Below are 25,019 nucleotides of genomic sequence, written 5' to 3'. Positions count from 1 at the left end.
AAAAAATTATTTTTCATTTACTATCTGTTTTTTTTTTTTTTGTCTAATGTATTGATAAGATTTATAGACAAAGGGGAAATATGCTGCCGATTATTCCATGGATTATTAGTGTTATTGTAGGGCTGCTTGTGATTGGAAAATTTATAGAAGATGAAGAGGAACTTAAAAAAGAAATTAGAGAATTAAAAGAGGAATTAGAGAAAGAAAAAAATAAACGTATGATTCCTAAGATTGAAAAGAAAATGAAAGATGGTGAAGTTCGAAAAATTGAAGTAGGATTTTATGCTAATGGCGTATTAGTAAAAAAAGCTGAGTTTGATAATGTAAGTCAAAAAGTATTTGATTGCGTAAATGTTGGGGATACTTTTTAGATTCCATAGAATCTAAAAATAGAATCTAACCACACACAAAAGCAAAGGCGAAACATAAATGCGTTTTAAAGTCGAGTTTATAAATAATTATATTAATAAAAATTTAGATTCTATAAATGCTAATTGCATGGATTTTAAGAGCGAAGCCCTAGAGATTCTAAATCGCAATGATTATGATTTTAAGGCAAAAGAAATTGCCCTTTTTGTGATTTTTAAGCAAAGTGGGGAAAATGAAATCTTTACGCAAACTAAAAGAAATTTTACGCATAAAGAAGATATTTCGCTTTCACTTTTAAAGGCTAGACTTAGCCACACTATTAATAAATTTATAGAATCTAATCGCTTGTGTTATCACAAGGAGCGAAGCGATAAAGTGGATTGCCACGCCTTGTCTAGTGACAAGTCTCGCAATGACATAGATTCTATAAACGCTGATTTTTTCATCGCATTTGATGAATCTATAAAAGATATAGAGCAAGAAATCGCTACCATAGAATCTATAGAATCTAAACAAGATTCTAAAATAGAATCTAATCTACAAATAAAACAACTAAACCCTGTAAAAGAAAATAAAATAAAGCTAGATTTACTCCCACAAGAGCCAAAATATAATCTAAATCAAATAACATTAGATAAAAAAACAAAAAAAGAACTGCTAAATTGCGCTACATTAGTAAAAAAACAAGGCTTAATATATGATGAATGGGGCTTTAAAGAAATAGATAGCACGACTAAAACAATCATAAACTTTTATGGCAAACCTGGCACAGGAAAGACTATGAGCGCACACATCCTAGCAAGCGAGCTAAATAAAAAAATAATCCTAAGCAATTACGCAGATATAGAATCTAAATATGTAGGCGATGCACCTAAAAACTTAGTGGCTGCATTTGACTTAGCACAACAAAGCGATGCAATATTATTTTTTGATGAAGCAGATAGCTTTTTAGGTAAAAGAATTACAAATGTAACTCAAAGTGCCGACCAAGCGATAAACTCCCTGCGTAGCGAGCTTTTAAAACTACTAGAAGAGCGAAGTGTAATCGTTATTTTTGCGACTAATTTAATGGAAAATTATGACAATGCTTTTAATAGCAGAATCTTGCGTTCTATCGAGTTTAAATTGCCTAGCAAAAAGCAGCGAAAAAAGATGATAAAAAGCTTAATTCCTAGCAAACTTTATGACAAAGGAGTAAATTTAGATGAAAATGAAATAGAAATATTAGTCGCCTTAAGCGATGGGCTAAGCGGTCGTGAGATAAAAAATGCGATTTTAAATACGCTTATAAATGTGGCAAGTATTGAATCTAATGTAGATTCTATAGAAATTATCCCTACATTTAAAGACTTTAAAAAAGCGTTTAAATCCATAAATAAATCTCGTGGTATAAATATTATCAAAAGGAAAAATAATGCAAAAATTGCAAGAAATATTTAAGGCTGCATGGAATTATCAGGCAATAAAAAAGGATAGCTACACCTTTAAAGAGCTACTAGAGTGGGCGAAAAATAATGCTAAAAATAATGAAAGCGTGGCGGTAATGCGTGAGAGTAAAGATTCAAAAATTATTATTAAAGCTATGCTTTTAGATAGTAATAATACGCCTTTAAATGCGTTAGATATGCCATATTTATGCGTAGAGACAAAGAATTTAGATTCTGATTTGCTGCAGCATTTTGGTGATAAAAATATATTGATTTTAAAGTAAGGAGTGTTAAAATGGGATTTTTTGAGGCAATAGGCGAGGTGGCGGATATTATAGCGCAGTGGTGGGAAAAGATTAGAAAGATTATTTTAGCCATCGTTAGATTTATGGATAATCTTGTGGCGTTTTTTAAGCAAGATGATATAAGAGAAAAGCTAAAAAATGATAAGGATTTATCAGCGCTGATATTTAAAGAAGAGATGGAAAATGGGAATATTAGAATCTTGCAGTGCTTATATGATAACAAAACGCAAAAGGTGCTAGAAACTAATATGCAAGGCATAGAAACAAAAGAGCTAGATTCTGAAACAAAGGGGCATTTTAAAAATGATGATTTGATTGAGATAAAATTGAAGTAGCAAGGTTAGAATCTAGATTCCAAACATTTTAGATTCTATAGTTACAATTTAATTTTACTAAGGAATAAAAATATTTGCTAGATTTTGTGTGATATATGTGTGATAAGTGTGCTGTGTGCGAAATTCTTTTCTTTTTAGCCACAAAATTTCTAATTTTTAGAATCTTTTTTCAACTTTTTACTTTAGTTTTAATTAAGATTCTAAGATTTTATGCTTTTATGCGCAAGAATGTGAAAGGAGGGAGCGTGAAAGGGAGTAAAATGTAGCTTGTGTTTCCGCTATGGATTGAATCTAGTTGTTTATATGGTATGTTTTTAAAAGTTATAGAATCTTTAGTCTTTATTATTTCTAAGTTATTAGTTTTGGTGGTTTTAGATTCTAAAGTTTTTGTTGTTTCTAAGTTATTAGTTTTGTTGGTTTTAGAATCTAGATTATTTTGTGTAGGATTTGGCAGGTCAGTATTTTTTATAGAATCTTTGAAATTAGATTCTATGTTTTGTTGCGGTTTAGAATCTTTAGAATCTTTTGACGCACTTTGTGAGTGAGAAATATCTATGTTTTCTTTAGAATCTAAATTTTTAGAATCTTGCGAGTTAGATTCTATGTTTTCTTTAGAATCTAAATTTTTAGAATCTAAAATACTAGATTCTATAACATTTTGATTTATCGTTATGATTTTATTTAGCTTTATATAGTAGCGATTTTCTACACAAATAATTTGCCCGATTTCATTTTGGCATTCATTTAAAAAGTTATTTTGCAAGGCTGAAGTTTGAATAAAAGATTCTAGAATCTGCGTTTTTATTTTTTTGCTAGGTAGCGATTTATTAGAATCTAGGCTAGATTCTATAGAATCTTTTTTAGAATCTAACGTGGAATTTACCCACCTTCCATTTTCCCACTTTCCATTTACCCACCCCCCTAGCCCCCCTCCGCAAGGGAGGGGGGAATCACTCTTAGAATCCCCAAAACTTTCACTCACAAAAGGAAACTTTACCCCAAAATCACTATTCTTATAAAAGCTCAAAGGCGCGATAATCTCCGCCCACTGCCCAGCTTTCAACGTATGCTTACATAGCCCAAAAGAGCCAGAGCTATCCACTTCCGCGCACACCTGAAAGTCGCCATCACTAATCGCACTCATCGTATTTTGCGTATCTAGCCTTTGAAATGGACGATGCACGATATACCCTTGCGTAAATCCACGATGCTTTAGCGTATGCAGCTCATACTGATAAAGGCTATCACGACTCCCACGCCGCGCGTAAAAATCACTCAAAGCTAGTGCATAAGTGCGAGCCGTAAGCCCCGCATAATAGCTAGATTTTGTCCGCCCCTCAATTTTCAAAGCATCAATCGCATTAGATTCTAAAATAGCACTAAGCTCACTAGCAAGATTCAAATCCTTAGCATTAAAAATGTGCGTGCCGATTTCTTGCTCCTGCTCCAAACGCATAATCACGCCATTATCGGGGTTTTTCACATACATTTCATCGCCATAGAATCTTACAAGGCTGTCATCGGCGGCATTTCGCACATAGTATTCATAATCAAAGCGGCAGTCATTCGCGCAACTCCCACGATTAGGCACACGTCCATGCTGCAGCGCCGAAATAAGACACCGCCCACTAAAGGCAAAACACATACTCCCATGCACGAAAATCTCAATCTCTAGTTGCGGAATTTGCTCCTTTATGATAATGCAGTCATTCAAGCTAATCTCGCGCGCCGCTACAATCCGCTTCACGCCCATATCATAAAACACCTGCGCATCCAGCACATTTAGCACATTTGCCTGCGTGGATAAGTGTATAGGCACATTTGGCGCGATTTGCTTTGCTAGTTTTATCACGCCGGGCGCGGCGACAATAAAGGCATCAGGGTGCAAATCACGCATTAAAGCGATGTGATTTTTAAGGCTATCAATTTGCGAGTTAAATGGGAAGCCATTTATGGTAACATAGACTTTTTTATTTTTTTTATGCGCATAATCGATACCTTTTTGGAAGTCGGCTAAACTAAAATCCTTGCTAGAGCGATTGCGAAGCGAAAAGTGGCTAACGCCGCCATAGACGGCATCCGCACCGAAATCAAGGGCAATTTTTAGCTTTTCCAAATTCCCCGCTGGACTTAAAAGCTGGACTTTTTTAGATTGCGTTTTAGATTCTTTTTTAGATTCCATATTTATACTTTTTTGTGATTTTATTTGAAATTTTATAGAATCTATTTTAGCTTTTTATTTAAATGTGATAAAAATTATGGAAATATTAAAACTGAGATTCTAACAACAAAATTTCATCAAACACTAAAATTATAGAATCTAGATAGTTTTTCGCTAAAATTACAACTTAAATTTTGTAAGGTAAGATAATGGTTTCTAAAAACACTTTGAGTTTAGATAAAGATTCTATGCAGCAAATACAGCATATTTTATATGAGATTTGTGGCATACATTTGACAGATTCTAAGCAGACGATGATTCAAAATCGTATTAATTCTATGCTTAAAAATCCTGTATGTGCGAATATTCATAGCTTTGATGATTTATTTCGCACTATTAAGGGGAATAGTCAGGTTAGACAGCTTTTTATCAATAGTTTTACGACTAATAAGACGGATTTATTCCGCGAAGCATATCATTTTAGCGATATGCTAAATCGTACGCTTATCCCGCTTTTGCAAGGCGGGAAAGAAATAAAGATTCTATGTTCAGCTAGTAGTAGTGGAGAAGAGCCTTACTCAATAGCGGCTACTTGCCTTTATGCTAAAAATATTTATAAGTCCGCTAGTAAGATAAAAATTACAGCGACAGATATTGATACTGATATGCTAGAGATGGCTAAAATCGGGCATTACCAGCTTGATAAAAGGCTAAATAAGATTCCAGAATGGGTGAATTTAGAAGATTATTTTGATGTGAAAATACTCCCAGATGGCACGCAGGATTTGAAAGCAAAGCAGATTCTAAAAAATATGATAACTTTTAAGCAGCTTAATCTTTTTGCAAAAAGCTATCCTTTTTCTAAAGATGAGTTTGATATGATTTTTTGCCGAAATGTGCTAATTTATTTTAAGCAAAAAGACCAAGAGAATATACTAGCAAAGCTGCATAATGTGCTGAAAGTTGGCGGGACACTTTATCTAGGACATAGCGAAGATGTGCTAGGATTAAGTCAATTTTTTGATAGATTAGGTAATAAAATCTTTGTAAAAAATTCAGATTCTATAATCAAAGGGATTGAGTAATGGCTACAATGAAAAAAAATGATGTATTAATGCAGCAAGTCGCAGAAAAGTATCATCCAGATACCATTTTGCAAAATAAGCCATGCACAATGACACGTGAAAAGCTAATCGTTATAGGTAGCTCCACAGGCGGCACAGAGGCACTAAATAAGATTCTATCAGGACTTAAAGCAAAGAATTTACCGCCCATTGTAATCGTGCAGCATATCCCTAAGATGTTCTCGTCATCTTTGGCTGTGCGGCTTGATAATAATAGTGAATTGAGTGTGTTTGAAGTGAAAGAAAGAGTGAAGCTTGAGAGTGATTGTGCGTATATTGCTAGTGGAGATTCTCACGTGGTTTTGAGTTATAAAGAGGGCAAATATTATGCAGCGCCCTTTGATGAGAGGCGAATAAGTCGGCATCGTCCAAGTGTGGATATTTTATTTCGCTCGGCAAATAATACTTCTGGTAAAAATACATTAGCCATAATTCTAACAGGGATGGGCGATGATGGTATGATAGGTATGAAAAATCTCTATGATAACGGCGCATATACAATAGCCCAAGATGAGCAAAGCTGTGTGGTCTTTGGTATGCCAAAAAAGGCTATTGAAATAGGGGCGGTGCGTGAGATTTTACCCTTAGAAAAAATAGCAAATCGTATAATGGACTACGCCGCTGGTCGCATTAATCTTTTGAAGCCAAAAGAACCGGATGTGAATATTTAGATTCTATAAATTTTGAAAGGTAAAAATGTCATTTTTAGATAGAATCATACATAACTTAGATTCTCAATATAGTGGTATTCAATACCAGGAAAATATTGTAAAAGAAATCAAGGAATATATTACAATATTATTAAATGCAAAGATTGATGATTGTGTAAGCTTAAATTCCCTTGGAATGCCTGATATTTCTTTTTTAAATGTAGATTCTAGTGAGCTTTGTATATTAATGGCAAAAGAGATTAGAAATATTTTGCAAGAATATGAGAATAGAATTAGATTATTATCAATTTCTTATGATAGCTCACTTAGTCCTTGGCAATTAGATTTTGATATTTTGTGTTGTTTTACTAATGACAGATTTAGTGAGTTTAATATACATATAATTTTTAGAAACAATAGATATTGTGAAGTGTTGTAGGATAAGAAGATGGATGAAAATATTTATTATTACAAAAAAGAATTAGATTATTTACACAAGATGCGTAGTTTATTTATTAATAATTTTCCGAAACTAGCACCTTTTCTTTCGTATAATAGCAATGACCCAGATATTGAAAGATTAATAGAAAATTTTGCTATTTTAACAGCAAAGCTACATCAAGAACTAGACAATAATCTACCATTGATTGCGGAATCTTTAATTAATATAATCTCCCCAAATTATACAAATCCTTTACCTAGCGTGTGTATACAAGATTTTATTTTAAAAACAGATTCTAAAGAAAATGAAATATTTATACCTAAAAACACAGAAGTTAAATCTATACCCATAGATGAAATTGAATGTAGATTTAAAACATTATATGACATTAATTTATATCCGCTTGCATTACAAGATTGTCATATATCTAATGTTAATAATACATATTCTATGATTATATATTTTAACACCACAAAAGATATTAATATTAATGAGCTTAATATTTCATATTTAAATATTTATTTAGGCAATGATATTTATACATCTACTTCACTTTTGATGTGGATGTTATATTATTTGCAAGAAGTTATTGTTATTTTTGAAAATGGAGAAGAGTTTAAGATATTGCCTAGTTTTGTCGAACATATAGGATTGGATAGTCTTGCTTTTGGCGGTGGAGAAAATGGATTTGAAGCATTTTCGCTTTTACAAGAGTTATTTTTTGTTCCTGAAAAATTCAACTTTATTCGTATTAATCAATTAGAGATTCTAAAAAGATGTAGTAGTCAAAAATTTAATATGAAATTTAATTTTACAAAGCCATTGCCACATGAGTGTATGCCAAGGGTTGATATGTTTAGTTTATTTGCTACGCCTATAATCAATAAATTTCACATTTCTGCAGAGCCAATTGTAAACAATCATAATAAAGAATCTTATAGAATCTTTATTAATCAAAACAAAGTAGAGTATTATGAAATCATAGAGATTCTAAAGGTAAAAGCACACAATAGTGACACAGGTAAGCGGATTCTAAAAAATTATAAAAGTTTTGAGAGATTTGGAATCTTTGATAATGATAGATTAAATGATTTTTATAGTTCATTTTATAAAAAAGATATTTATGGGCATTCATATAGACATATTTCTTTTTTTTCACAAAGTAAAGTTAGTGAAACAATTTCTATTGAAACAATTTCTTGCAACAAAAACTTACCTACACATTTAAAAATGGGAGAAGTTAATAAAATAGATAACAAAGATATACAAACACGTAATATAACAATGCCAACTTCTATGAAAAGAGTAGATATTGATGGAGAAATTATTTGGAAACTTGTAGCAACACTCTCATTTAATTATCAAAGTATCTTAGAAAAACAAAGTTTTTTAAATATCTTAGAATCTTATAGTTTTTTGCTCAATAAAGAAAAAGATAATATAGCTAAAAAATTTGCTTTAAATCTTATAAATATAACACAAAAACCAATATATACAATCAGTGGTAATTTTGCTAAAAAAGGTGTGCTTTGCACTATGAGTATCAATCAAAATGGATTTTACTCTTTAGGTGAAATCTATAGGATGGGGCTTGTATTTTCTAAGTTTTTGGCTAGTTTTGCTTCTCTTAATTCTTTTTGTGAGTTAGAAATAAAATGTATCAATAGAGATTATATAACTACAATATCTTATCCATATAAAGACGGGAAAAAGGCAACAATGTAGGTTATATTAAAATAATATTTCAAATATTTTTAGATCTTATTTTATTAATGGCAAGGTTTCAAGCAATCTTTTAAGCTGAATTTCAGCCTTTGGGAAATGCTCGGCGATGGTAAGGGCGACCACGTCATAGCGACTAGCGACATCATTTATAAGACGCGAAACCTGCGAAATGCCCATCACGCCGCTATTTCCAACCGCGATATAAAGCTCACTCGCATCCAAAACATCCAAGTCCAAATGGATAGCAACGCGGCTCACACCCGTGCTTTCAAGCCAAGCTAAAAGCTTTTTAGAATCTTTTGCGACATCTTTCACACTCAAAGTCGTAAGGTCAAACTCGCGCACACGTCGCGTAAAATGCGTGGCTTCCTTTGAGTGCAGCCCGACCAAAATCACCTTGCTAGATTCTATGTGGCTAGGCAGATTAAAGTCTTTTTGCAGGTCAAAAGTGGCGTTTTTGTCGTTATGATTCTCACTTTTGGCGTTTTTTGAGTTTTTGCCAAGCAGGGCAGATACCGCCATCGCGTGATAGCCCTTGTAAAAATTATCGAATGGAAGCCCAACATCAGGGTGCGCATCAAGCCAAATCACCGCCAAATCACCCTTATACACGCTATTTAGATAAGTGAAAGGCGCGACAGATACGCTACACTCGCCACCCAAAGTTAGAATCTTTTGCGGTTTTCTCGCGTTTAGAATCTGCAGGGCTTTACTTGTTTGTTTTTTTAAAATTTCACCATCGATTATGCCATTTTGCACTATTCTTTGAGAGTTAGAATCTAGCTTTAAATCTTTTGAAATATCGACAATGGCGATGTTTTCGCGACTTTTAGATTCTATGTTAGAATCTTTTTTAGAATTTTGCTTAGAATCTTGCATTTGAAAATTATGATTTTTAGAATCTAAAGTGTTATTTTGTGTAAAATTATTAGGATTTTTAGAATTTTTAGATTCTATATTAGAATCTTTTTTGGATTTTAGCGTTTTAGATTCTGTATTAGAATCTTGCAATTTAGATTCTATAGAATCTTTTTTAGAATCTTGCATTTTAGATTCCATAGATTCTATAGAATCTTTTCGCACTGAATCTACTAGCAAATTTAAAATTTCCGCACCCAAAATATAGCCCTTTGCGGCTTCTTGTAAGCTTAAATCACTAAACCAAGAAGTAATATCACCGCCTTGCCACTGCGGATAAACTAACCGCAAAATCTTAGAATCCATAGTATTAGAATCTAAATTACCACCAAATGCAATTATATTCATAAAAAATACTCCAATGAAAATTTTACAGCAACTACCAAACATAATAACACCTTTTGAAGTTGGCTATTATATCAAAATACTATTATATGACTAAATCTAAAATTGTAGTTTTCAAAAAACAATTTATATAAATTATTACACATTTCTTACACATTTAAAATGTGAAAAACTATAAAAATAAGAATAATTCTATTATTTTAATATGGTATTTTATAATTTATAAGTGTGTAGATTCTACACATTGGGTAATAAAATTTTCATTATTCAAAATAAATAAAGTTAATTTAAAGTAAATATATTCTAATATTTTGTTGTGAATATAATCTTTCACAAGACTTATGTTTTTAAGGGAGGCATAATGCAACAAGAAGATAAGATTATCGAGGGTTATTTAGGTATAACCCCAGAGCGTAAGAAAAGTAGAGTGCCAGCAAAGCTGGATTGGTGGCAGAGTGCGACAGGGCTATTTTTGGGCTTGTTTATGATTTTCCACATGTTTTTCGTATCAAGCATACTTATTAGCGATGAGTTTATGTATTGGATTACGAAGTTTTTTGAGGGCAGCATTTTTATAAAGGCTGGTGAGCCGCGAATTGTTAGCGGTGTGGCGGCGGTTGTGATTGTGGCGTTTGTAGCACACGCATTTTTGGCGATGAGAAAGTTTCCTATTAATTATAGGCAGTTTTTGGCGTTAAAGGTGCATAAGCATTTGATGAAACATAGCGATACTAGCCTTTGGTTTATTCAAGCCGCGACTGGATTTGCTATGTTTTTCCTAGCTAGCGTGCATTTATTTGTGATGTTTGCTATGCCAGAAACTATAGGACCTAATAGCTCGTCATATCGTTTCTTTAGTCAGCATTTTTGGATTCTATATATTGTGCTGCTTTTTGCGGTAGAACTGCATGGCTCTATCGGGCTTTATCGCCTTTGCATTAAATGGGGCTGGCTTGAAGGGCTAGGCATTTCTGGCTTACGGAATCTAAAATGGGCTATGAGTGCGTTTTTCATTATCTTAGGGTTAGCGACATTTTCTGCGTATTTTATTAAGGGTATGAATAATGCGGATAAGTTCAAAGATATTCATGACGCAAGAGAAGCAGATGAAAGGCTTTATGGACATCATGAGGCAAGTGCTAGTGATTTAGATTCTATGTCTAAAAAGGCAGTAGCCATTGCGAAAGAAAATCTAAGCAAATAAATTGTAAAGGAAGAATGATGAAAGTAACATATTGTGATGCGTTAATTATAGGCGGTGGTTTGGCTGGTTTGCGCGCTTCCATCGCTACACAAGAGCAAGGGTTAAGCACAATAGTGCTAAGTCTTATACCGGTTAAAAGAAGCCACTCCGCTGCTGCGCAAGGTGGTATGCAAGCAAGCCTTGGAAACTCAGTAAAAAGCGATGGCGATAACGAAGACTTGCACTTTGCTGATACGGTAAAAGGGAGCGACTGGGGTTGCGACCAAGATGTAGCTAGAATGTTCGTAACAACTGCGCCAAAGGCAATTAGAGAGCTGGCTGGCTGGGGTGTCCCATGGACTAGGATTCAAAAGGGTGATAGACCAGCGGTTATCAATGGCGAAAAGGTAACGATTACTGAAGATGACTTTAGACACGGCTACATTCACTCAAGGGATTTTGGTGGGACTAAAAAGTGGAGAACCTGCTATACAGCGGATGCCACAGGTCACACTATGCTTTATGCGGTAGCAAATGAAGCTTATAAGCACGGCGTAGATATTCGCGATAGAAAAGAAGCGGTGGCTTTGATTCACCAAGATGGGCGATGCTATGGCGCGGTGGTGCGAGATTTGGTTACAGGCGAGATTTCTGCGTATGTAGCAAAAGGCACACTGATTGCCACAGGTGGATATGGTAGGGTTTATAAAAACACTACAAATGCTGTAATTTGCGAAGGCACAGGCGCTGCTATTGCTATGGAGACAGGTGTAGCAAAGCTAGGGAATATGGAAGCGGTGCAATTCCACCCAACGCCACTTTTCCCTAGTGGAATCTTGCTGACTGAAGGATGTCGCGGTGATGGTGGTTTATTACGCGATGTGGATGGCTATCGCTTTATGCCTGATTATGAGCCAGAGAAAAAAGAGCTAGCAAGCCGTGATGTTGTTTCGCGTAGGATGATTCAAAGAATCCGCGAAGGTAAGGGTGTAAAATCGCCTTATGGTGAGCATTTATGGCTTGATATTACAATCTTAGGTCGCGCGCATATTGAGCGAAATTTACGCGACGTGCAAGATATTTGTAAAGTATTCGCTGGTATTGACCCTGCGGATAAATGGGCGCCTGTGCTACCTATGCAGCACTATTCTATGGGCGGTATCCGCACAGATTATCGTGGTGAATCTTATCTTAAAGGTTTATTTGCAGCAGGTGAAGCGGCGTGCTGGGATTTACATGGATTTAATCGCTTAGGTGGAAACTCAGTTAGCGAAGCGGTGGTAAGCGGTATGATTATCGGTGGATATTTCGCGGAGCATTGTCAAAATGCGGAAGTGGATATTGAGACTGCTACTTTAGAATCTTTTATTAAGAAAGAAGAAGCCTACATCGCAAGTCTATTAAATAGCAGCGGCACTGAAAATGTGTATGAAATAAAAAATAAAATGAAAGAAATAATGGATGCGGATGTTGGAATCTTTAGAGATGGTAAAGGCTTGCAAGACGCGGTAACTCGCCTAGAAGAGCTATATAAGCGAAGCAAAAATATAAGAGTGCAAAATAAAAAATACCACGATAATCCAGAGCTAGAAGATGCCTACCGCACACCGCGTATGCTAAAAATTGCCTTGTGTGTGGCAAAAGGAGCGCTTGATAGGACAGAATCTAGGGGCGCACACAGCCGCGAGGACTATCCAAAAAGAAATGATAAAGACTGGCTAAAACGAACTTTAGCTGGTTGGAGCGATGACCCAAATCAAACATTGCCTACAATCACTTATGAGGATTTAGACATTATGAAAATGGAAATCGCGCCCGGATTCCGCGGATATGGTGCTAAGGGTATGATTATCGAGCATCCAAATAGCGCGATAAGACAAGCTGAGATTGATAAAATCACAGCAGAGATTAACGCAAAAGGTGGTGATAGATACGCATTGCAAGAAGCATTAATGCAGTTTAACTTGCAGCCACTTTATAAAGCAAGAAATGAAAGACTAAGCGATAAAAGGAGATAAAAATGAGTGCTGAAGTAAGTAACAATCAACAAACAGCGGCTAAACCAGCCGAGCATAAGGGCAGGACAATTACCATTCGTGCGTTAAAGTTTGACCCACAAAGCGCGGTAAGTAAGCCGCATTTTAGGGAATACAAGCTAGAAGAGGCGCATTCAATGACCGTGTTTATCGCACTAAATATGATACGCGAACAACAAGACCCTGATTTAAGCTTTGACTTTGTATGTCGCGCGGGGATTTGCGGAAGTTGCGGTATGATGATAAATGGTCGCCCACGACTTGCGTGTAGGACTTTGACGCAAGATTTCCCTGATGGCGTGATTACCATTTTGCCTTTACCTGCGTTTAAACTTATCAAAGATTTGAGTGTGAATACAGGCGAGTGGTTTGAGGGTATGACAAAGAGAGTAGAGAGCTGGGTGCATACGCAGCATAAGCCTGATATTTCTAAGCTTGAAATGCCTATTGAGCCGCAGGTGGCGGATGATGTGTTTGAGCTTGATAGATGTATTGAGTGTGGGTGCTGCATTGCAAGTTGCGCGACAAAAGTTATGCGTGAGGACTTTATCGGCGGGGCTGGGATGAATCGCATTGTGCGATTTATGATTGACCCGCATGATGAAAGGACTGATGAGGATTACTACGAGCTAGTAGGTAATGATGATGGCGTATTTGGCTGTATGAGCCTTATTGCCTGCCATGATGTATGCCCTAAAGAGCTACCTTTGCAAAGTAAAATCGCTTACCTTCGCCGCAAAATGGTCGCCTTGCGCTAACTTTTTCTTAATAGATTCTATGTTTTATAGAATCTATTTTACGTTTTATAGAATCTACCTTATTAGATTCTACATTTTACAGAATCTATTTTGCAAGATTCTATTTAGATTCTATATTAGAATCCATTTTTACAGAATCTATCTTACAAGATTCTATAACTAAAACTCCCTAAATAGTAAATAGATTCTTAGAATCTAACTATTGTTTTAAGTAAATATTAATAAACTTAGATTCTATATTTTCATTATTGTTTAAAATTTTAAGTGTTGAGAATGTAAATACGCCTAAAATAATTCCTAGTGGAATAAATATAACAATAACCTTAAAATGTCTTGTTAAAAATTTGATAAGGCTTTGGAATAAATCATTATTATTAAATCTTTTGCCATATTCATTGAAAATATCTTCTTTCATTTCAATATTTGGTGTTATTGCGGCACATATATTTTCACATAAATATAAAATTTTTTCATTACAATCATTTTCTACATTAAATTTACCCCTATAGCCCAAAATCATACAAACGTATATAAATTCAAGCATATCTTTATTTTTACTGGGATTTTCCAGCCACTTATACATGATTCCAAAAAATTTATCGCCACCTTCGTTTTCATTAAATAATCTTAAAGTTAATGGATTATTAGCGTAATCGCTATCGATAAATAAAGGATTCTTAAGCAAACTCTCATCAATAAACACACACACGCAATATCGTAACCTTGCAATATCAATTTCATCGTATTTTTTTAGATTTATAAGCGTAGAGTTTATAGATAAAATTTCATTTAATATATTCTCTTTTAACTGCTCTATGCTCATATCAAATTTACTGATTCTAGATAATCTATTAGCTAATAAAAGTAAAGATAAATAGTAATCTAGTGCCAAGTTATTTTGCAAACCCCTAAGATTGCCAGCGGCTATGAGCGATGTTTTTTTTATATCTTTATCCTGCATATTAAACTTTCAAATATTTTTAAAAATGTAAATGGTAAAAGAAAAATATGAATTTAAGTAAATTTCTAGATTCTATAAATTCTTAGCATTTTTGTAACATTCCATTAATTACACAAAAATAATTAATATTTGCTAGACAAAATGTGAAAAATTTAGATATTATGAAAAACATTAGCTTTTAGAATCTAGATTCCATAAAACATAAGAAAACTTAGAATCTAGATTCAAAAAAGCAATCAATTTAAAGGAGAAAGATATGGCAAAAGAGAGCGTGACACTGACAGATAATTCAACCGGGCAAAGCTATGAGTTTGACTTAATTAACTGCACTAGGGGTCCTAAGGCGATTGATTTTAGTAAGCTTTTTACGACAACAAATCTATTTAGCTATGACCCAGGATATGGTAGCACAGCAGGCTGTGAAGGCACTATAAGCTATGTGAATGGCAAGGATGGCGAGCTGCTTTACAAGGGCATTCCTATTCAGGATTTGGTGGCGAAATATAAATTTACCGATGTTTGTAGGCTTTTAATTAGCGATGATGGGCTGCCTAAAGATTCTAAAGAAAGCGATGAGTTTGACCTTGAGTTGCGACATTGCGGCTTCTTGCATGAGCGGCTAAAAAGTGTGTTTAACGCATTTCCTGATAAGGCGCATCCTATGGCAACTTTAAGTGCGTTAGTGAGCGTTCTAGCGACACTTTACTACGACCATAAAGAGATGGAGGACGAGGATGATTATCAAACGATGGCAAGGCGGATTATTGCTAAAACGCCTACAATGGTGGCATTTTGCTATCGTCATAGCGTTGGTGCGCCCTTCATTGAGCCTGATGTGAGCAAAAGCTATGTGGAAAATTTCTTGTATATGCTACGCGCATATCCGCACGGACGGCTAAAGCAAACGCTTAAAGGCGAGCAAGAAATCACGCCTGTGGAAATCGAGGCGTTAGATAAGATTCTAACGCTTCACGCAGAGCATGGGCAAAACGCTTCAACTACCACCGTGCGAAATGTGGCAAGCACGGGCGTGCATCCGTATGCGGCTATTTCTGCAGGGATTGCCGCCCTTTGGGGACCAGCACACGGCGGGGCAAATGAGGCGGTGCTAAGTCAGCTAAGAGAAATAGGCGATGTGAAAAATGTCGATAAATACATCGAGCGTGTGAAAGATAAAAATGACCCATTTCGCCTTATGGGCTTTGGGCATCGTGTGTATAAGAACTACGACCCGCGCGCTAAGACGCTGAAAGCCTTAAAAGATGATTTAAACAAACGCGGTATAAAAATGGATATGAAACTTAGTGAAATAGCTGAAAAAGTCGAGGAAGTCGCCCTGAAAGATGAGTATTTTATCAAGCGAAATTTGTATCCAAATGTGGATTTTTATAGCGGTATAATTCTTTCGGCTTTGAAGATTCCAACGGAGCTTTTCACGCCTATTTTCGTTTTAGGGCGAATGCCTGGCTGGTGTGCGAACTTAATCGAACATGTAAAAAATCCACATGTTAGAATCACAAGACCACGTCAGGTGTATATGGGGAAATAAAACATGAAACTTAATGATATTTTATCTTTTAGATTCTAAAAATCTTAAAAGTTAAAATATATAATTAGATTCTAAATTGATTTTAGGATGGTTATGAAAAAGATAAGTTTTTTAATATTTTATTTTATTTTTTGTAATATTTTTATTTTAAATATTTTAAGTGCCGCAGGGGTGAAAAGCAAAATAGATTCTAAAGAATCTAAATTGCAAATTGCAGTAAGCATTGCCCCACTTGCCTTTTTTGTGGAAAAAATCGCCGCTGATAAAGCCGATGCTAAAATAATTGTGCCAAACAATAAAAATGCCGAATTTTTTGAGCCTGATTTTAAAATGATTAAAACCTTAGAAAATGCCGATATGCTCGTATTTATCGGTATGCCTTTTGAAAAAATTTACTTAGAAAAAATGATAAAAATTAAACAAGATTCTAAAAATGCTAAAAAAACGGAGATTTTGCGTTTAGATTCTATCATTCCACTTGAGCGAATTAAGATTCATAGCAAAATTAAATCTTTAGAATCTAATCTACAAAATAAAAAAGAAAAAGAGCTTACACAAGGGCTTTTACAAGGCAAGGCAGTAATACAACCAAGTGCAGATTCTAAAGAAAATCATCATAAACACAAAGAAAATCACGATTCTCATAATGAAATTTCCCACCTTTGGCTAAGTCTAAATAACGCAAAAATTATCGCTAAAGAAATAGCACAGAATCTAATTAGTTTAGATTCTAAAAATGCTAACTTTTATAAAGAAAACTTAGCAAAATTAGAACAAGACATAGAATCTTCGCAGGGCAAAATTAAAGAGATTCTAAAGAATATGGAAAGACGCGATTTTATCGTGTATCATCCGCTATTTGAGGGCTTTGAGAGTGAGTATAATTTGATTGAGCATAGCCTTGAAAAGCATGGTAAAAAATATGGTTTGCAAGACATTTTGGCGTTAAGCAATTTTGCGAAAAAAATCGGGGTAAAACGCATTTTTACACAGAGTGAAAATAAGGATATAAAAACCCTTGCAACATCGATAAATGCGGAACTCGTGCTAATTAATCCTATGAGTAAAGATTATCTAAAAAACTTAGAATCTATAATGGAAAAAATCGCAAAAAGTTATGAATAACGAAAAAAAGGGCGAAAAATGGTGATTTTAGGTAGCACGGGCAGTATCGGCGTGAATGCATTGCGTGTGGCGCGCACTTTTGGGCTGCAAATCGAGGCGATGTCGTGCAATAGCAATGTGGCGGTTTTTAACGAGCAGATTGCCGCGTTTCGCCCAAAATTTGTCGCCATTTGCGATGAGAGCAAGCTAGCGCTTTTAAAACCGCGTGATAGCCGCGTGTATGTCGGCGATAGCGGCGTAAAAGAGATGATAAAAAAGGCGAAATCTAAGGCTGTGCTGAATGCGATTGTGGGCTTTGCGGGGCTGAAATTTAGCCTTTGTGCGTTAAAAGAGGGCAAAAGATTGCTACTTGCGAATAAGGAAACGCTTGTTATCGGGGGGAATTTGGTGCGGGAAATTTTGCTAAAGCAAGATTCTAAAGATTTCACAAAAGGTGCGGCGAAAAAAGATTCTAAAAAATCTAAGAAAAATAAGCATAAAGTTATAGAATCTAAAACTACTAAGACTTGGAGAGATTTTGAAGATTCTAAATTTATAGAATCTAGTTTTTTAGAATCTGGCTTTGTGGTATCTAATCGTGGTATAGAATCAGATTCTAAAAATCCTAATATTTTGGATAATAACTTAGAAAATTTAGAAGTGATAGAATCTAGAAACTCAATGGATTGCCGTGAAATTGATATGTTTGAATCTAATAAGCATTTTGCCTTAAAAGATTCTAAAATTGATTCCAAAAAAGATAAAAAAAGTTCTAAAAATCCTAACTTTTTAAAGCATATTTTTCCTATTGATAGCGAGCATTTTAGCCTTTATTCTTTGGGTGTGAAAAGTGGTGCTAAAAATGTGCGAAAGCTCTATATTACCGCGTCTGGCGGGGCGTTGCGTGATATGCCTTTAAGCGAGATTAATAACGCAACTTTAGAGCAGGTCTTAAAACATCCAACATGGAATATGGGCGCGAAAATAACTATAGATTCTGCAACTTTAATCAACAAATTGTATGAAATTTTAGAAGCTTTCTGGCTTTTTGGAACGCGAAAAATTGATGCTGTGATTGAGAAAAGTTCGCTCATTCACGCCTTTGTGGAATCTAGCGATGGCAGCATTAAGGCGTTTTTAAGCAAGGCTGATATGTGCCTGCCGCTCGCATTTGGGCTGCATAGCAAGCGGGCAAAAAAGCGTTTTAGTATTGAAAAAATTAGCGTGACTGACCTTGCTAGGCTTGAGTTTCGCGGCATTGATGTGACGCGCTATCCGCTTTGGCGCTTTAAGGACTTGCTACTTGCTAATCCCGCTCTTGGCGTGGTTTTGAATGCGGCAAATGAGCATTTGCAAACGCTTTTCATAGAATCTAAAATCAATTTTGGCACATTTTATAGCGTCTTACCGCAGGTTTTAGGGCATTTTAGCGACATTTCTCCTTGCAAAAATCTAATTGAAATCTATGATTTACGCGATGAAGTAATCAACTTTTGTGAAGGTTTGATGAAAAGTTAGTTTAATATAAAACTTCATTCCCCCAATAAATATCAATTATATGCCAAGTTTTCTGCCCTTCTTTTAAATCTTTTCGTGTTGTAGGTGGATTGCTGTAAGAATAAACATTTGGCATAACAACGATTTTACTAGGATTTTCTATCAAATATGCTCCCCAAAAACTAAAGGTAGAATTAGCTATAATGGCGTGTTTGCAGGACTTCATTAGCTCTAAATCAAAGGCAGCGCACCCTTCGTGATTATTATCAATAAACTCAAAGTTTAAACCCTGCGTAATGTTAGAATCTAAATAACCCAAAAGATTTTCCTTACACCAATTAATACCATTGCTAAAGACAAAAATAGTAGCGTGTGGCAGGGCATTTTTAATGATTTTTAATGCGGCATTATAATAGCTACTACCCAAAATCGCAAAATCATTGCACTCCAAATAATCGCCCCGCCTAATATGCAAAAATACTGAATCTTTTACACTCAAAATATGCTTTTTTGTCGCTAGATTCTTAGAATCTAAGGGCGTTTTAAGGCTAAAATCACGCAGCAAAACTTCCCTAATCTCATTAAAATACGCAATGCTAAAAAAATACCCACGAAAATAATCACGCTCTTTGTAATAAGTCCCGCTTTTTAGCTTACTCTCAACATCGCTTTCCTTGCTAGATTCTATAAAATATCTGTAGTGCCACTTTCGCCATTCCCGCGGCAGCATTTTGTAGATTAGTCTAAAAAAATAATTGCGTCCAAACATCACCAAATTTATCGGCAGATTTAGCTTGTCATATTTTTTAAAAAACGCATAAACATCTTCATAATCCATACATTTTAAGCTGATATTAAAATGTAGTAACTCAATAATTCGTGCCCCCGCAAACCGCTCTCTCTCTCTCTCTCTCTCTCGTTGTCACCATTAGTTATAGAATCTACGCCCCTTTGCAGCATTGATATATTATGACGCGAAATATCTAAACGCACTTCTTGCTTGTAATAATGCTCTAACGCCTTAGCAAAAGCGTAGTTATACATTTGGTTTCCTAGACCATAATAAAAGCCGATTTCTACTACCATTTTTTCTCCTTATTAATACGAAGTGATATTATATTAAATTTCCCTTAAAAATTTTTCTAATCAAAATAATCAAGTGGTAAGATTCCATACACATAATTATTTTCAGTGATAAAAATAGGGAAAAAATAAAAAACAAGCCCGATAATTAAAGCACCAAAAAAGAGAAATAAAAAATAACGACTCTTATTTATATCATAACGATGAAGCCAAACATCCAAATTTGCAGCACGAAATTTAAACCAAAACTTACGATAAAAATACGCTACAAAAGCCCCAAGCACAAATATCAAAATGCTATGAAAACTAAGGGCATCCCACATATTCCCTAGCAAGATTCCAAGACTAAAATCTTTAAGTGAATTAAGACGCGTAATATCTCTAGAATCTTTAGTGTTTTTAGAATCTTTCTTAGAATCCACATCAAAAATATTCAAATACGATTTGTTTAGATATGTAACATCATCTTTTTTATATGTGTAAATATTACTCATATTTTTAGTATTTTTCGCAATAGCAAAATTATGCAATTTATCATACATAAAAACGCCAAATGCGATAAATAAAAAAAATAAAAACCATTTAATATTCGAGTAAAAACATATTGTCTTAGTTAGTTTATACATAGAATCTAGGGCAGTTTTGACAAATTCATAACTTATCGCATTATTTAAGATTTCGCAGTCACGCTCCGCCCTTTCCGTAATATGCGCATCTTTAAACTTTATTTTTGGTCTTGTCTCAACATTTCCATTTAGAACCGACTTTAAAGACATATTACCATATATAGAATCTTTTTTAAATAAAGTTTCAAAAATACTATTTTGCATAAAATTAATAATAGCATTTTTAGAACTAATAGCAATAAAAGGCTTAAAATAACAAAGCCTAGCGTTTTTAGCCAAATTTATCAAATCACCTTCCAAAAGCAAGTCTAAAACCCCGCCCGCATCGCTAATTTGCAGGTTTTTCCCAAAGACTATCCACTTTATCTCGTTGCCATTAAAATTAGTAAGGATTTTAGCAAATGGCACGCTGGCATGATACTCCTCATACACGCTAGAATCCGCACTACTCTCAAGCAAATTAGTCTCGCCATACCGCTCCAAATCCGCCAAAATCACACGCTTTAACGCACTCTCAACATCGCTATCCACGCCATCATGCAAAGTCATCTCCCACCTTGCCACCGCATACACGCTAATGCTTGCCACCTCCGTTTTCACGCCACTCCCACCGCAAGTGCTACAAGTCACTTCGCCACGCCCATGACAGCTGCTACACTCATTATACCCGCTCCCATGGCAATGCACGCACCGCTCCATATAGCTCTCAGTGTAGCTGCTACCATCAAAGGCGGTTGCCTGTCTTGTCTTATGCAAATTGCCCAAACCAGAGCAAAAGTTACACATATCACGCCCACGCCCACCGCATGAAAAGCAGGTCGTAATGCCATTATGACAGCTAGTGCAAGGGCTTGTGTAATAAAAACTCTCCCCACTTTTTAGCTTTAAAGTATTCTTTATAAAACCATATTTATTGTTTTGCACCATATTATAAAGCTTGTCTAAAGTGTTACGATTTTTCACTTCTAACATTTCACTTTGTTTAATTTGGTAACAAAAATCAGCATACCCCGAGCAGTAGATTCCACTACTTCTCTCCCCGGGATAACTCATAGTAATATGGTCAGCTACGATTTGATAAGTCACATACACCTTAAAATGAAAAATAAAATCCTTATAATCTTCAATCTCAAGCACATTATTTTTAAATCTAGTCTGCTCATTCAGCCACTTATTTATCGTATTTATAGAATCTTGTTTGTAATTATCTAGCATTGTAGCTACCCTGCGTAATAAGATATTGCTAAGTTTTGTAGTATTTTACAACATTTAAGATACAAAATTAGTTTTTTGTTTAAATTTAGCTTTATAACACCTCACAATATAAAGCCGTCTCAATGCTAATATTCCCATCAACTGGCTTATGAAATTTAAATGTATAGCCCAAGTTCCAAGATTCTATAAGTGGCTTTATATCAAAAAAATCACTTGCATTATGATAAATGCTAATTAACATCGCAGGTTTAAACCGCTTTATAGTTTCTTTCGCACCCTTTAAAAACTCCTGTTCAAACCCTTCTATATCCACTTTTATAAACCCAACATCAATATTATGCTGCTCCACATAAGAATCTAAAGTGATAATTTCTACACGTTCAACCTTTTGAAATGTATCGCTATCCCAAAGGCTTTTGGTCGCATCACTCATAGTCGAGCCTGAGCCAGCGATACTTATTTCAATCTCGCTAGATTTTGCACCCAAGCCCTTATTTATAGGCACGATTCGCTTAGAATCATTTAGCTTCAAAGTCTTTAACATCAAATTATAATTTACAGAAGTCGCCTCAAAAGTGTAAATCTTTTTATCACAAAACTCTTTTTCAAAAATTATCGCACTATCACCTATAAAGCCGCCCACATCGATAAAATCCCTGTGTCTTATAGAATCTAGTGTGCTAGATTCAAATATATCTAAGCTATGTTTGTAATAAAATACACCAGCCTCAAAGTGATTAATCGGTAAAAAATACCCCGCATACACAAAAGCTTCATCATTAATCTTTAGAATCTTGTCGTAAAAATCAGTGTGAATAGCCCTTAAAGCGTCTATTTCGCTTTGTTCTAGCACTTGAATGCTGTGAATTGTATTTTGATAAATATCTTTTAGACGTTTTATAATTTGCAAAATATTTATCGCCTCTTTTGGTGCTACACCGCTAAGCAAACGCTGAATCTTTTCTAAAATATCTGGCGAAGTAGCGATATACTCACCGACACTTAGGCTCATAAGATTGTTACCATCTAGCCTTTTTGTCTTGTAAGTATCAAACATATATTTTGAATAGCTTGTCTTATCATCGCGAAAAAATATAGGCATACCAAAGATTCTATAAATATGTCTTTTGCGGATATATTGCCCTTTGTTTTTTATTTTTATATTTTTTGTAATAAGTTTAAAACTCATATTTTCCCCTTTATCATTAAAGGATTTACGATACAAAAAAAAAAAAAAAAACAGGTAGTAAATGAAAAGTAAATATTTTGTGAATTTTGTATTTCATCGTTACTAAAAGTATTTTTTGATATTTACATAAAGCTTTTTAAATGTTAATTTTATTCTATAAATAATATTCCACGAACTTAAAAAAGTTTTTATAGAATCTACTTTTATTTTGCAGATTTTAAGGTAGATTTATGGCGGAAAAGAATTTGTTTAGCAAAGAGTGGGAAAGCTTAATTTATAATGAATGTGAAAAGCGTGGATATTTCGGCGTTAATGGTAATTTGAAATTGCAAGATTCTAAGAATATAGAATCTAAAAACGTAGATTCTAAAAATTCTAAAAAACGTGCAAAAATATAGAATCTAACTTGTAAGATTCTAAAGAATTTATAGAATCTAATTTACAAATTGTAACTTTATTTGTAAGGTTTACAAAATTTTCTACAATGTAATTTATATAAACAAAGGGCGAAAATGAGTGAAGATTCTAGGAAATATGAGAGCTTTTTTAACGATTTTAGCGACTTTAAAGAGCGTGTGCTAAAAAGCAAAATGCGTGGCAATAATAGCTATAATCCGCTTTTAGTCATCCGCAAAAGCAATGAAGAGCTATTTCACAGCACAATGCTACATTCTTTCTTAAATCCGCATAGCAATCATTATCAAGATTCTATCTTTTTGGATAAATTTTTGGAAACGTGCAAGCTGAAAGATAAAAATTTAAAAGAGTGGTTTGGCGAGACAAAACACGCCCACGTTTATAGTGAATATAGCATTGATAGAAAGCGTATCGACTTGCTAATCAAAAATAATTATAGATACATAATCCTTGAAAATAAAGTATGGACGGGCGAGAGCCCCGAGCAAATAAAAACCTACATAAACAAAATAGCCCAAATGTTAGGTGCAGATTTAACGACTAGTGAGAGCGAAGATTCTATAGAATCTAATGAGACTTTGGATGAAGATTCTTTAAATGATTTTATAGAATCTAATAATATTTATGAAAATATGGCGGTGGTTTTTCTAACGCTTTGGGGCGATGATGTTAAAAGTGCGAAAGATTGGCGGATTAAGGGTGATTTTTTAGAATCTAATAATAAAAAGATTCTATACAAGGCGATAAGTTATAAAGATGATATTATCAAATGGATAGAATCTTGTCAAAGCAAAGAAGCGGTAGGAAACATTACAAATTTAAATTTTGCGTTAGAATGCTATAAAGACGCAGTCAAAGAAATCACAAATCAAAGGAAGGACAATATGGCAATTACAAATTTTTTGGATAGTGAAGAGAAATATGCGGTAGCACGAGAAATTATTGAATATAGCAAAAAATATAAAATCGATGATTCTTATTTAAAAGATTTTGTTTATGGTAAATGCAAAGAGCGCGAAAGATTAGGTGAGAAGTGGATAATGGCAGAAAATGATTCTAGATTCACAAGTTTTAGAGAATGGCGTAATGATATTGTGTTGTTTAATGAAAAATATTTGAATCAAACATTTAGATTTATGTTTGATAGAGAAATTCATTATGGCGAACAACGAGAAAAATGGAGATATTACGGGGTGAGAATCCTTGTAAAACATGGTGATATAAAGGGTTTTACAGAGGATAGTTGTAACAAAATTGTTAAAGAATTAGATAAAATTATCACAAAAAAATTTGGCACAATATTAAATTATGATGGATGGTGGTTTAAAGACGAATATTACTACGCAAAAGATATAAACGAAACAATTGATTTAGTAAATAAAGTCAATGATTTTCTAGCAACTGATAGCCAAATCGCCACACTTGCAAAAGAACTTGAAAATATAAAATAACTGCATTTAAACACATGCAAATATTCCACGAACTTAAAAAAGTTTTTATAGAATCTACTTTTATTTTGCAGATTTTAAGGTAGATTTATGGCGGAAAAGAATTTGTTTAGCAAAGAGTGGGAAAGCTTAATTTATAATGAATGTGAAAA

At 34.4% G+C, this 25,019-nt stretch carries 23 protein-coding genes and 1 pseudogene; 17 read left to right on the top strand and 7 right to left on the bottom strand.

All coding sequences use genetic code 11. From position 1 onward, the window contains the following. Window positions 1-80: 80 nt before the first annotated feature. Genes LS64_RS04930 through LS64_RS04915 form a run of 4 tightly spaced genes read left to right on the top strand, consistent with a single transcriptional unit; the run spans window position 81 to window position 2,436 of the window. Window positions 81-371, top strand: coding sequence for a hypothetical protein (locus tag LS64_RS04930; protein ID WP_118949324.1), 291 nt, complete (start codon window positions 81-83; stop codon window positions 369-371). A gap of 58 nt (window positions 372-429) precedes the next feature. Then, on the top strand, window positions 430-1,809 hold the full coding sequence (locus LS64_RS04925) for an ATP-binding protein (RefSeq protein WP_064773725.1): 1,380 nt from the start codon (window positions 430-432) through the stop codon (window positions 1,807-1,809). Beyond that, window positions 1,784-2,080, top strand: a complete 297-nt coding sequence (locus LS64_RS04920; protein ID WP_034572567.1) for a hypothetical protein — start codon at window positions 1,784-1,786, stop codon at window positions 2,078-2,080. Before LS64_RS04925 ends, LS64_RS04920 begins: the two co-directional genes overlap by 26 nt. 11 nt (window positions 2,081-2,091) lie before the next feature. Continuing rightward, window positions 2,092-2,436 (top strand): hypothetical protein, encoded by a 345-nt coding sequence (locus LS64_RS04915; protein ID WP_034572570.1) that lies wholly within the window; start codon window positions 2,092-2,094, stop codon window positions 2,434-2,436. Window positions 2,437-3,463: 1,027 nt separating this feature from the next. Here the strand turns inward: LS64_RS04915 and LS64_RS13150 are convergent. Further along, window positions 3,464-4,618, bottom strand: a pseudogene (locus tag LS64_RS13150) (peptidase U32 family protein); the annotation flags it as partial. 188 nt (window positions 4,619-4,806) lie between these two features. On the opposite strand from LS64_RS13150, the gene LS64_RS04905 reads away from it, so the two are divergent. Genes LS64_RS04905 through tssF form a run of 4 tightly spaced genes read left to right on the top strand, consistent with a single transcriptional unit; the run spans window position 4,807 to window position 8,538 of the window. Continuing rightward, window positions 4,807-5,682, top strand: a complete 876-nt coding sequence (locus LS64_RS04905; protein WP_034572573.1) for a CheR family methyltransferase — start codon at window positions 4,807-4,809, stop codon at window positions 5,680-5,682. After that, entirely contained in the window at window positions 5,682-6,392 is a 711-nt protein-coding gene (locus LS64_RS04900; RefSeq protein WP_193554424.1) for a CheB methylesterase domain-containing protein, read from the top strand. The genes LS64_RS04905 and LS64_RS04900 overlap by 1 nt, the downstream gene beginning before the upstream one ends. A 25-nt stretch (window positions 6,393-6,417) precedes the next feature. After that, window positions 6,418-6,810, top strand: a complete 393-nt coding sequence (locus LS64_RS04895; RefSeq protein WP_034572576.1) for a GPW/gp25 family protein — start codon at window positions 6,418-6,420, stop codon at window positions 6,808-6,810. Window positions 6,811-6,819: 9 nt separating this feature from the next. Further along, the gene (tssF, locus tag LS64_RS04890; RefSeq protein ID WP_034572579.1) at window positions 6,820-8,538 is read left to right on the top strand and encodes a type VI secretion system baseplate subunit TssF; all 1,719 of its coding nucleotides are present in this window, start codon (window positions 6,820-6,822) and stop codon (window positions 8,536-8,538) included. A 36-nt stretch (window positions 8,539-8,574) separates the two neighbouring features. Here the strand turns inward: tssF and LS64_RS04885 are convergent, their stop codons facing one another. After that, on the bottom strand, window positions 8,575-9,846 hold the full coding sequence (locus LS64_RS04885; RefSeq protein WP_052062552.1) for an arginase family protein: 1,272 nt from the start codon (window positions 9,844-9,846) through the stop codon (window positions 8,575-8,577). Between the two features lie 316 nt (window positions 9,847-10,162). Here LS64_RS04885 and LS64_RS04880 point away from each other — a divergent pair, with 316 nt between their 5' ends. Genes LS64_RS04880 through LS64_RS12390 form a run of 4 tightly spaced genes read left to right on the top strand, consistent with a single transcriptional unit; the run spans window position 10,163 to window position 13,941 of the window. Further along, complete coding sequence (locus LS64_RS04880) at window positions 10,163-11,005, top strand: fumarate reductase cytochrome b subunit (RefSeq protein WP_034572582.1); 843 nt, start codon at window positions 10,163-10,165, stop codon at window positions 11,003-11,005. Window positions 11,006-11,022: 17 nt separating this feature from the next. Continuing rightward, window positions 11,023-13,002, top strand: a complete 1,980-nt coding sequence (locus LS64_RS04875; RefSeq protein WP_034572584.1) for a fumarate reductase flavoprotein subunit — start codon at window positions 11,023-11,025, stop codon at window positions 13,000-13,002. A gap of 2 nt (window positions 13,003-13,004) precedes the next feature. Further along, complete coding sequence (locus tag LS64_RS04870; RefSeq protein ID WP_052062553.1) at window positions 13,005-13,778, top strand: fumarate reductase iron-sulfur subunit; 774 nt, start codon at window positions 13,005-13,007, stop codon at window positions 13,776-13,778. A gap of 19 nt (window positions 13,779-13,797) precedes the next feature. After that, complete coding sequence (locus LS64_RS12390; protein WP_160659380.1) at window positions 13,798-13,941, top strand: hypothetical protein; 144 nt, start codon at window positions 13,798-13,800, stop codon at window positions 13,939-13,941. A gap of 36 nt (window positions 13,942-13,977) precedes the next feature. Here LS64_RS12390 and icmH read toward each other — a convergent pair whose 3' ends face one another. After that, the gene (gene icmH, locus LS64_RS04860) at window positions 13,978-14,739 is read right to left on the bottom strand and encodes a type IVB secretion system protein IcmH/DotU (protein WP_034572586.1); all 762 of its coding nucleotides are present in this window, start codon (window positions 14,737-14,739) and stop codon (window positions 13,978-13,980) included. A 256-nt stretch (window positions 14,740-14,995) separates the two neighbouring features. Between icmH and LS64_RS04855 the strand changes: the two genes are divergently transcribed. From LS64_RS04855 to LS64_RS04845, 3 genes are all read left to right on the top strand, one after another. After that, window positions 14,996-16,288, top strand: a complete 1,293-nt coding sequence (locus LS64_RS04855; protein ID WP_034572589.1) for a citrate synthase — start codon at window positions 14,996-14,998, stop codon at window positions 16,286-16,288. A 93-nt stretch (window positions 16,289-16,381) separates the two neighbouring features. Then, window positions 16,382-17,413 (top strand): metal ABC transporter solute-binding protein, Zn/Mn family, encoded by a 1,032-nt coding sequence (locus LS64_RS04850; protein ID WP_034572591.1) that lies wholly within the window; start codon window positions 16,382-16,384, stop codon window positions 17,411-17,413. A gap of 18 nt (window positions 17,414-17,431) precedes the next feature. Beyond that, window positions 17,432-18,910 carry a hypothetical protein gene (locus LS64_RS04845; protein ID WP_052062554.1) on the top strand — a complete coding sequence of 493 codons (1,479 nt, stop codon included), beginning with the start codon at window positions 17,432-17,434 and terminating at the stop codon, window positions 18,908-18,910. Between the two features lies 1 nt (window position 18,911). On the opposite strand, the gene LS64_RS04840 is transcribed toward LS64_RS04845, so the two are convergent. From LS64_RS04840 to LS64_RS04825, 4 genes are all read right to left on the bottom strand, one after another. Further along, window positions 18,912-19,727 (bottom strand): alpha-1,2-fucosyltransferase, encoded by an 816-nt coding sequence (locus LS64_RS04840; protein ID WP_118988440.1) that lies wholly within the window; start codon window positions 19,725-19,727, stop codon window positions 18,912-18,914. Window positions 19,728-19,732: 5 nt separating this feature from the next. After that, entirely contained in the window at window positions 19,733-19,975 is a 243-nt protein-coding gene (locus LS64_RS04835; protein ID WP_034571577.1) for a hypothetical protein, read from the bottom strand. A 56-nt stretch (window positions 19,976-20,031) separates the two neighbouring features. Continuing rightward, a complete protein-coding gene (locus tag LS64_RS04830) occupies window positions 20,032-21,813 on the bottom strand; it encodes a DnaJ-like cysteine-rich domain-containing protein (protein ID WP_034571579.1) in 1,782 nt (593 codons plus the stop codon). A 91-nt stretch (window positions 21,814-21,904) separates the two neighbouring features. Next, complete coding sequence (locus LS64_RS04825; protein ID WP_237416267.1) at window positions 21,905-23,002, bottom strand: FkbM family methyltransferase; 1,098 nt, start codon at window positions 23,000-23,002, stop codon at window positions 21,905-21,907. A gap of 230 nt (window positions 23,003-23,232) precedes the next feature. Between LS64_RS04825 and LS64_RS12385 the strand changes: the two genes are divergently transcribed. Further along, entirely contained in the window at window positions 23,233-23,400 is a 168-nt protein-coding gene (locus LS64_RS12385) for a hypothetical protein (RefSeq protein WP_160659381.1), read from the top strand. 114 nt (window positions 23,401-23,514) lie between these two features. Then, window positions 23,515-24,870, top strand: a complete 1,356-nt coding sequence (locus tag LS64_RS04820; RefSeq protein ID WP_034569810.1) for a PDDEXK-like family protein — start codon at window positions 23,515-23,517, stop codon at window positions 24,868-24,870. The last annotated feature ends 149 nt before the right edge of the window (window positions 24,871-25,019 follow it).

Source organism: Helicobacter saguini (genome assembly GCF_000762875.2).
In the GTDB taxonomy this organism is placed as follows: Bacteria; Campylobacterota; Campylobacteria; order Campylobacterales; family Helicobacteraceae; genus Helicobacter_A; species Helicobacter_A saguini.
Note: the sequence above shows the minus strand (reverse complement) of the source record. Positions and strands in the feature narration are given on the sequence as shown.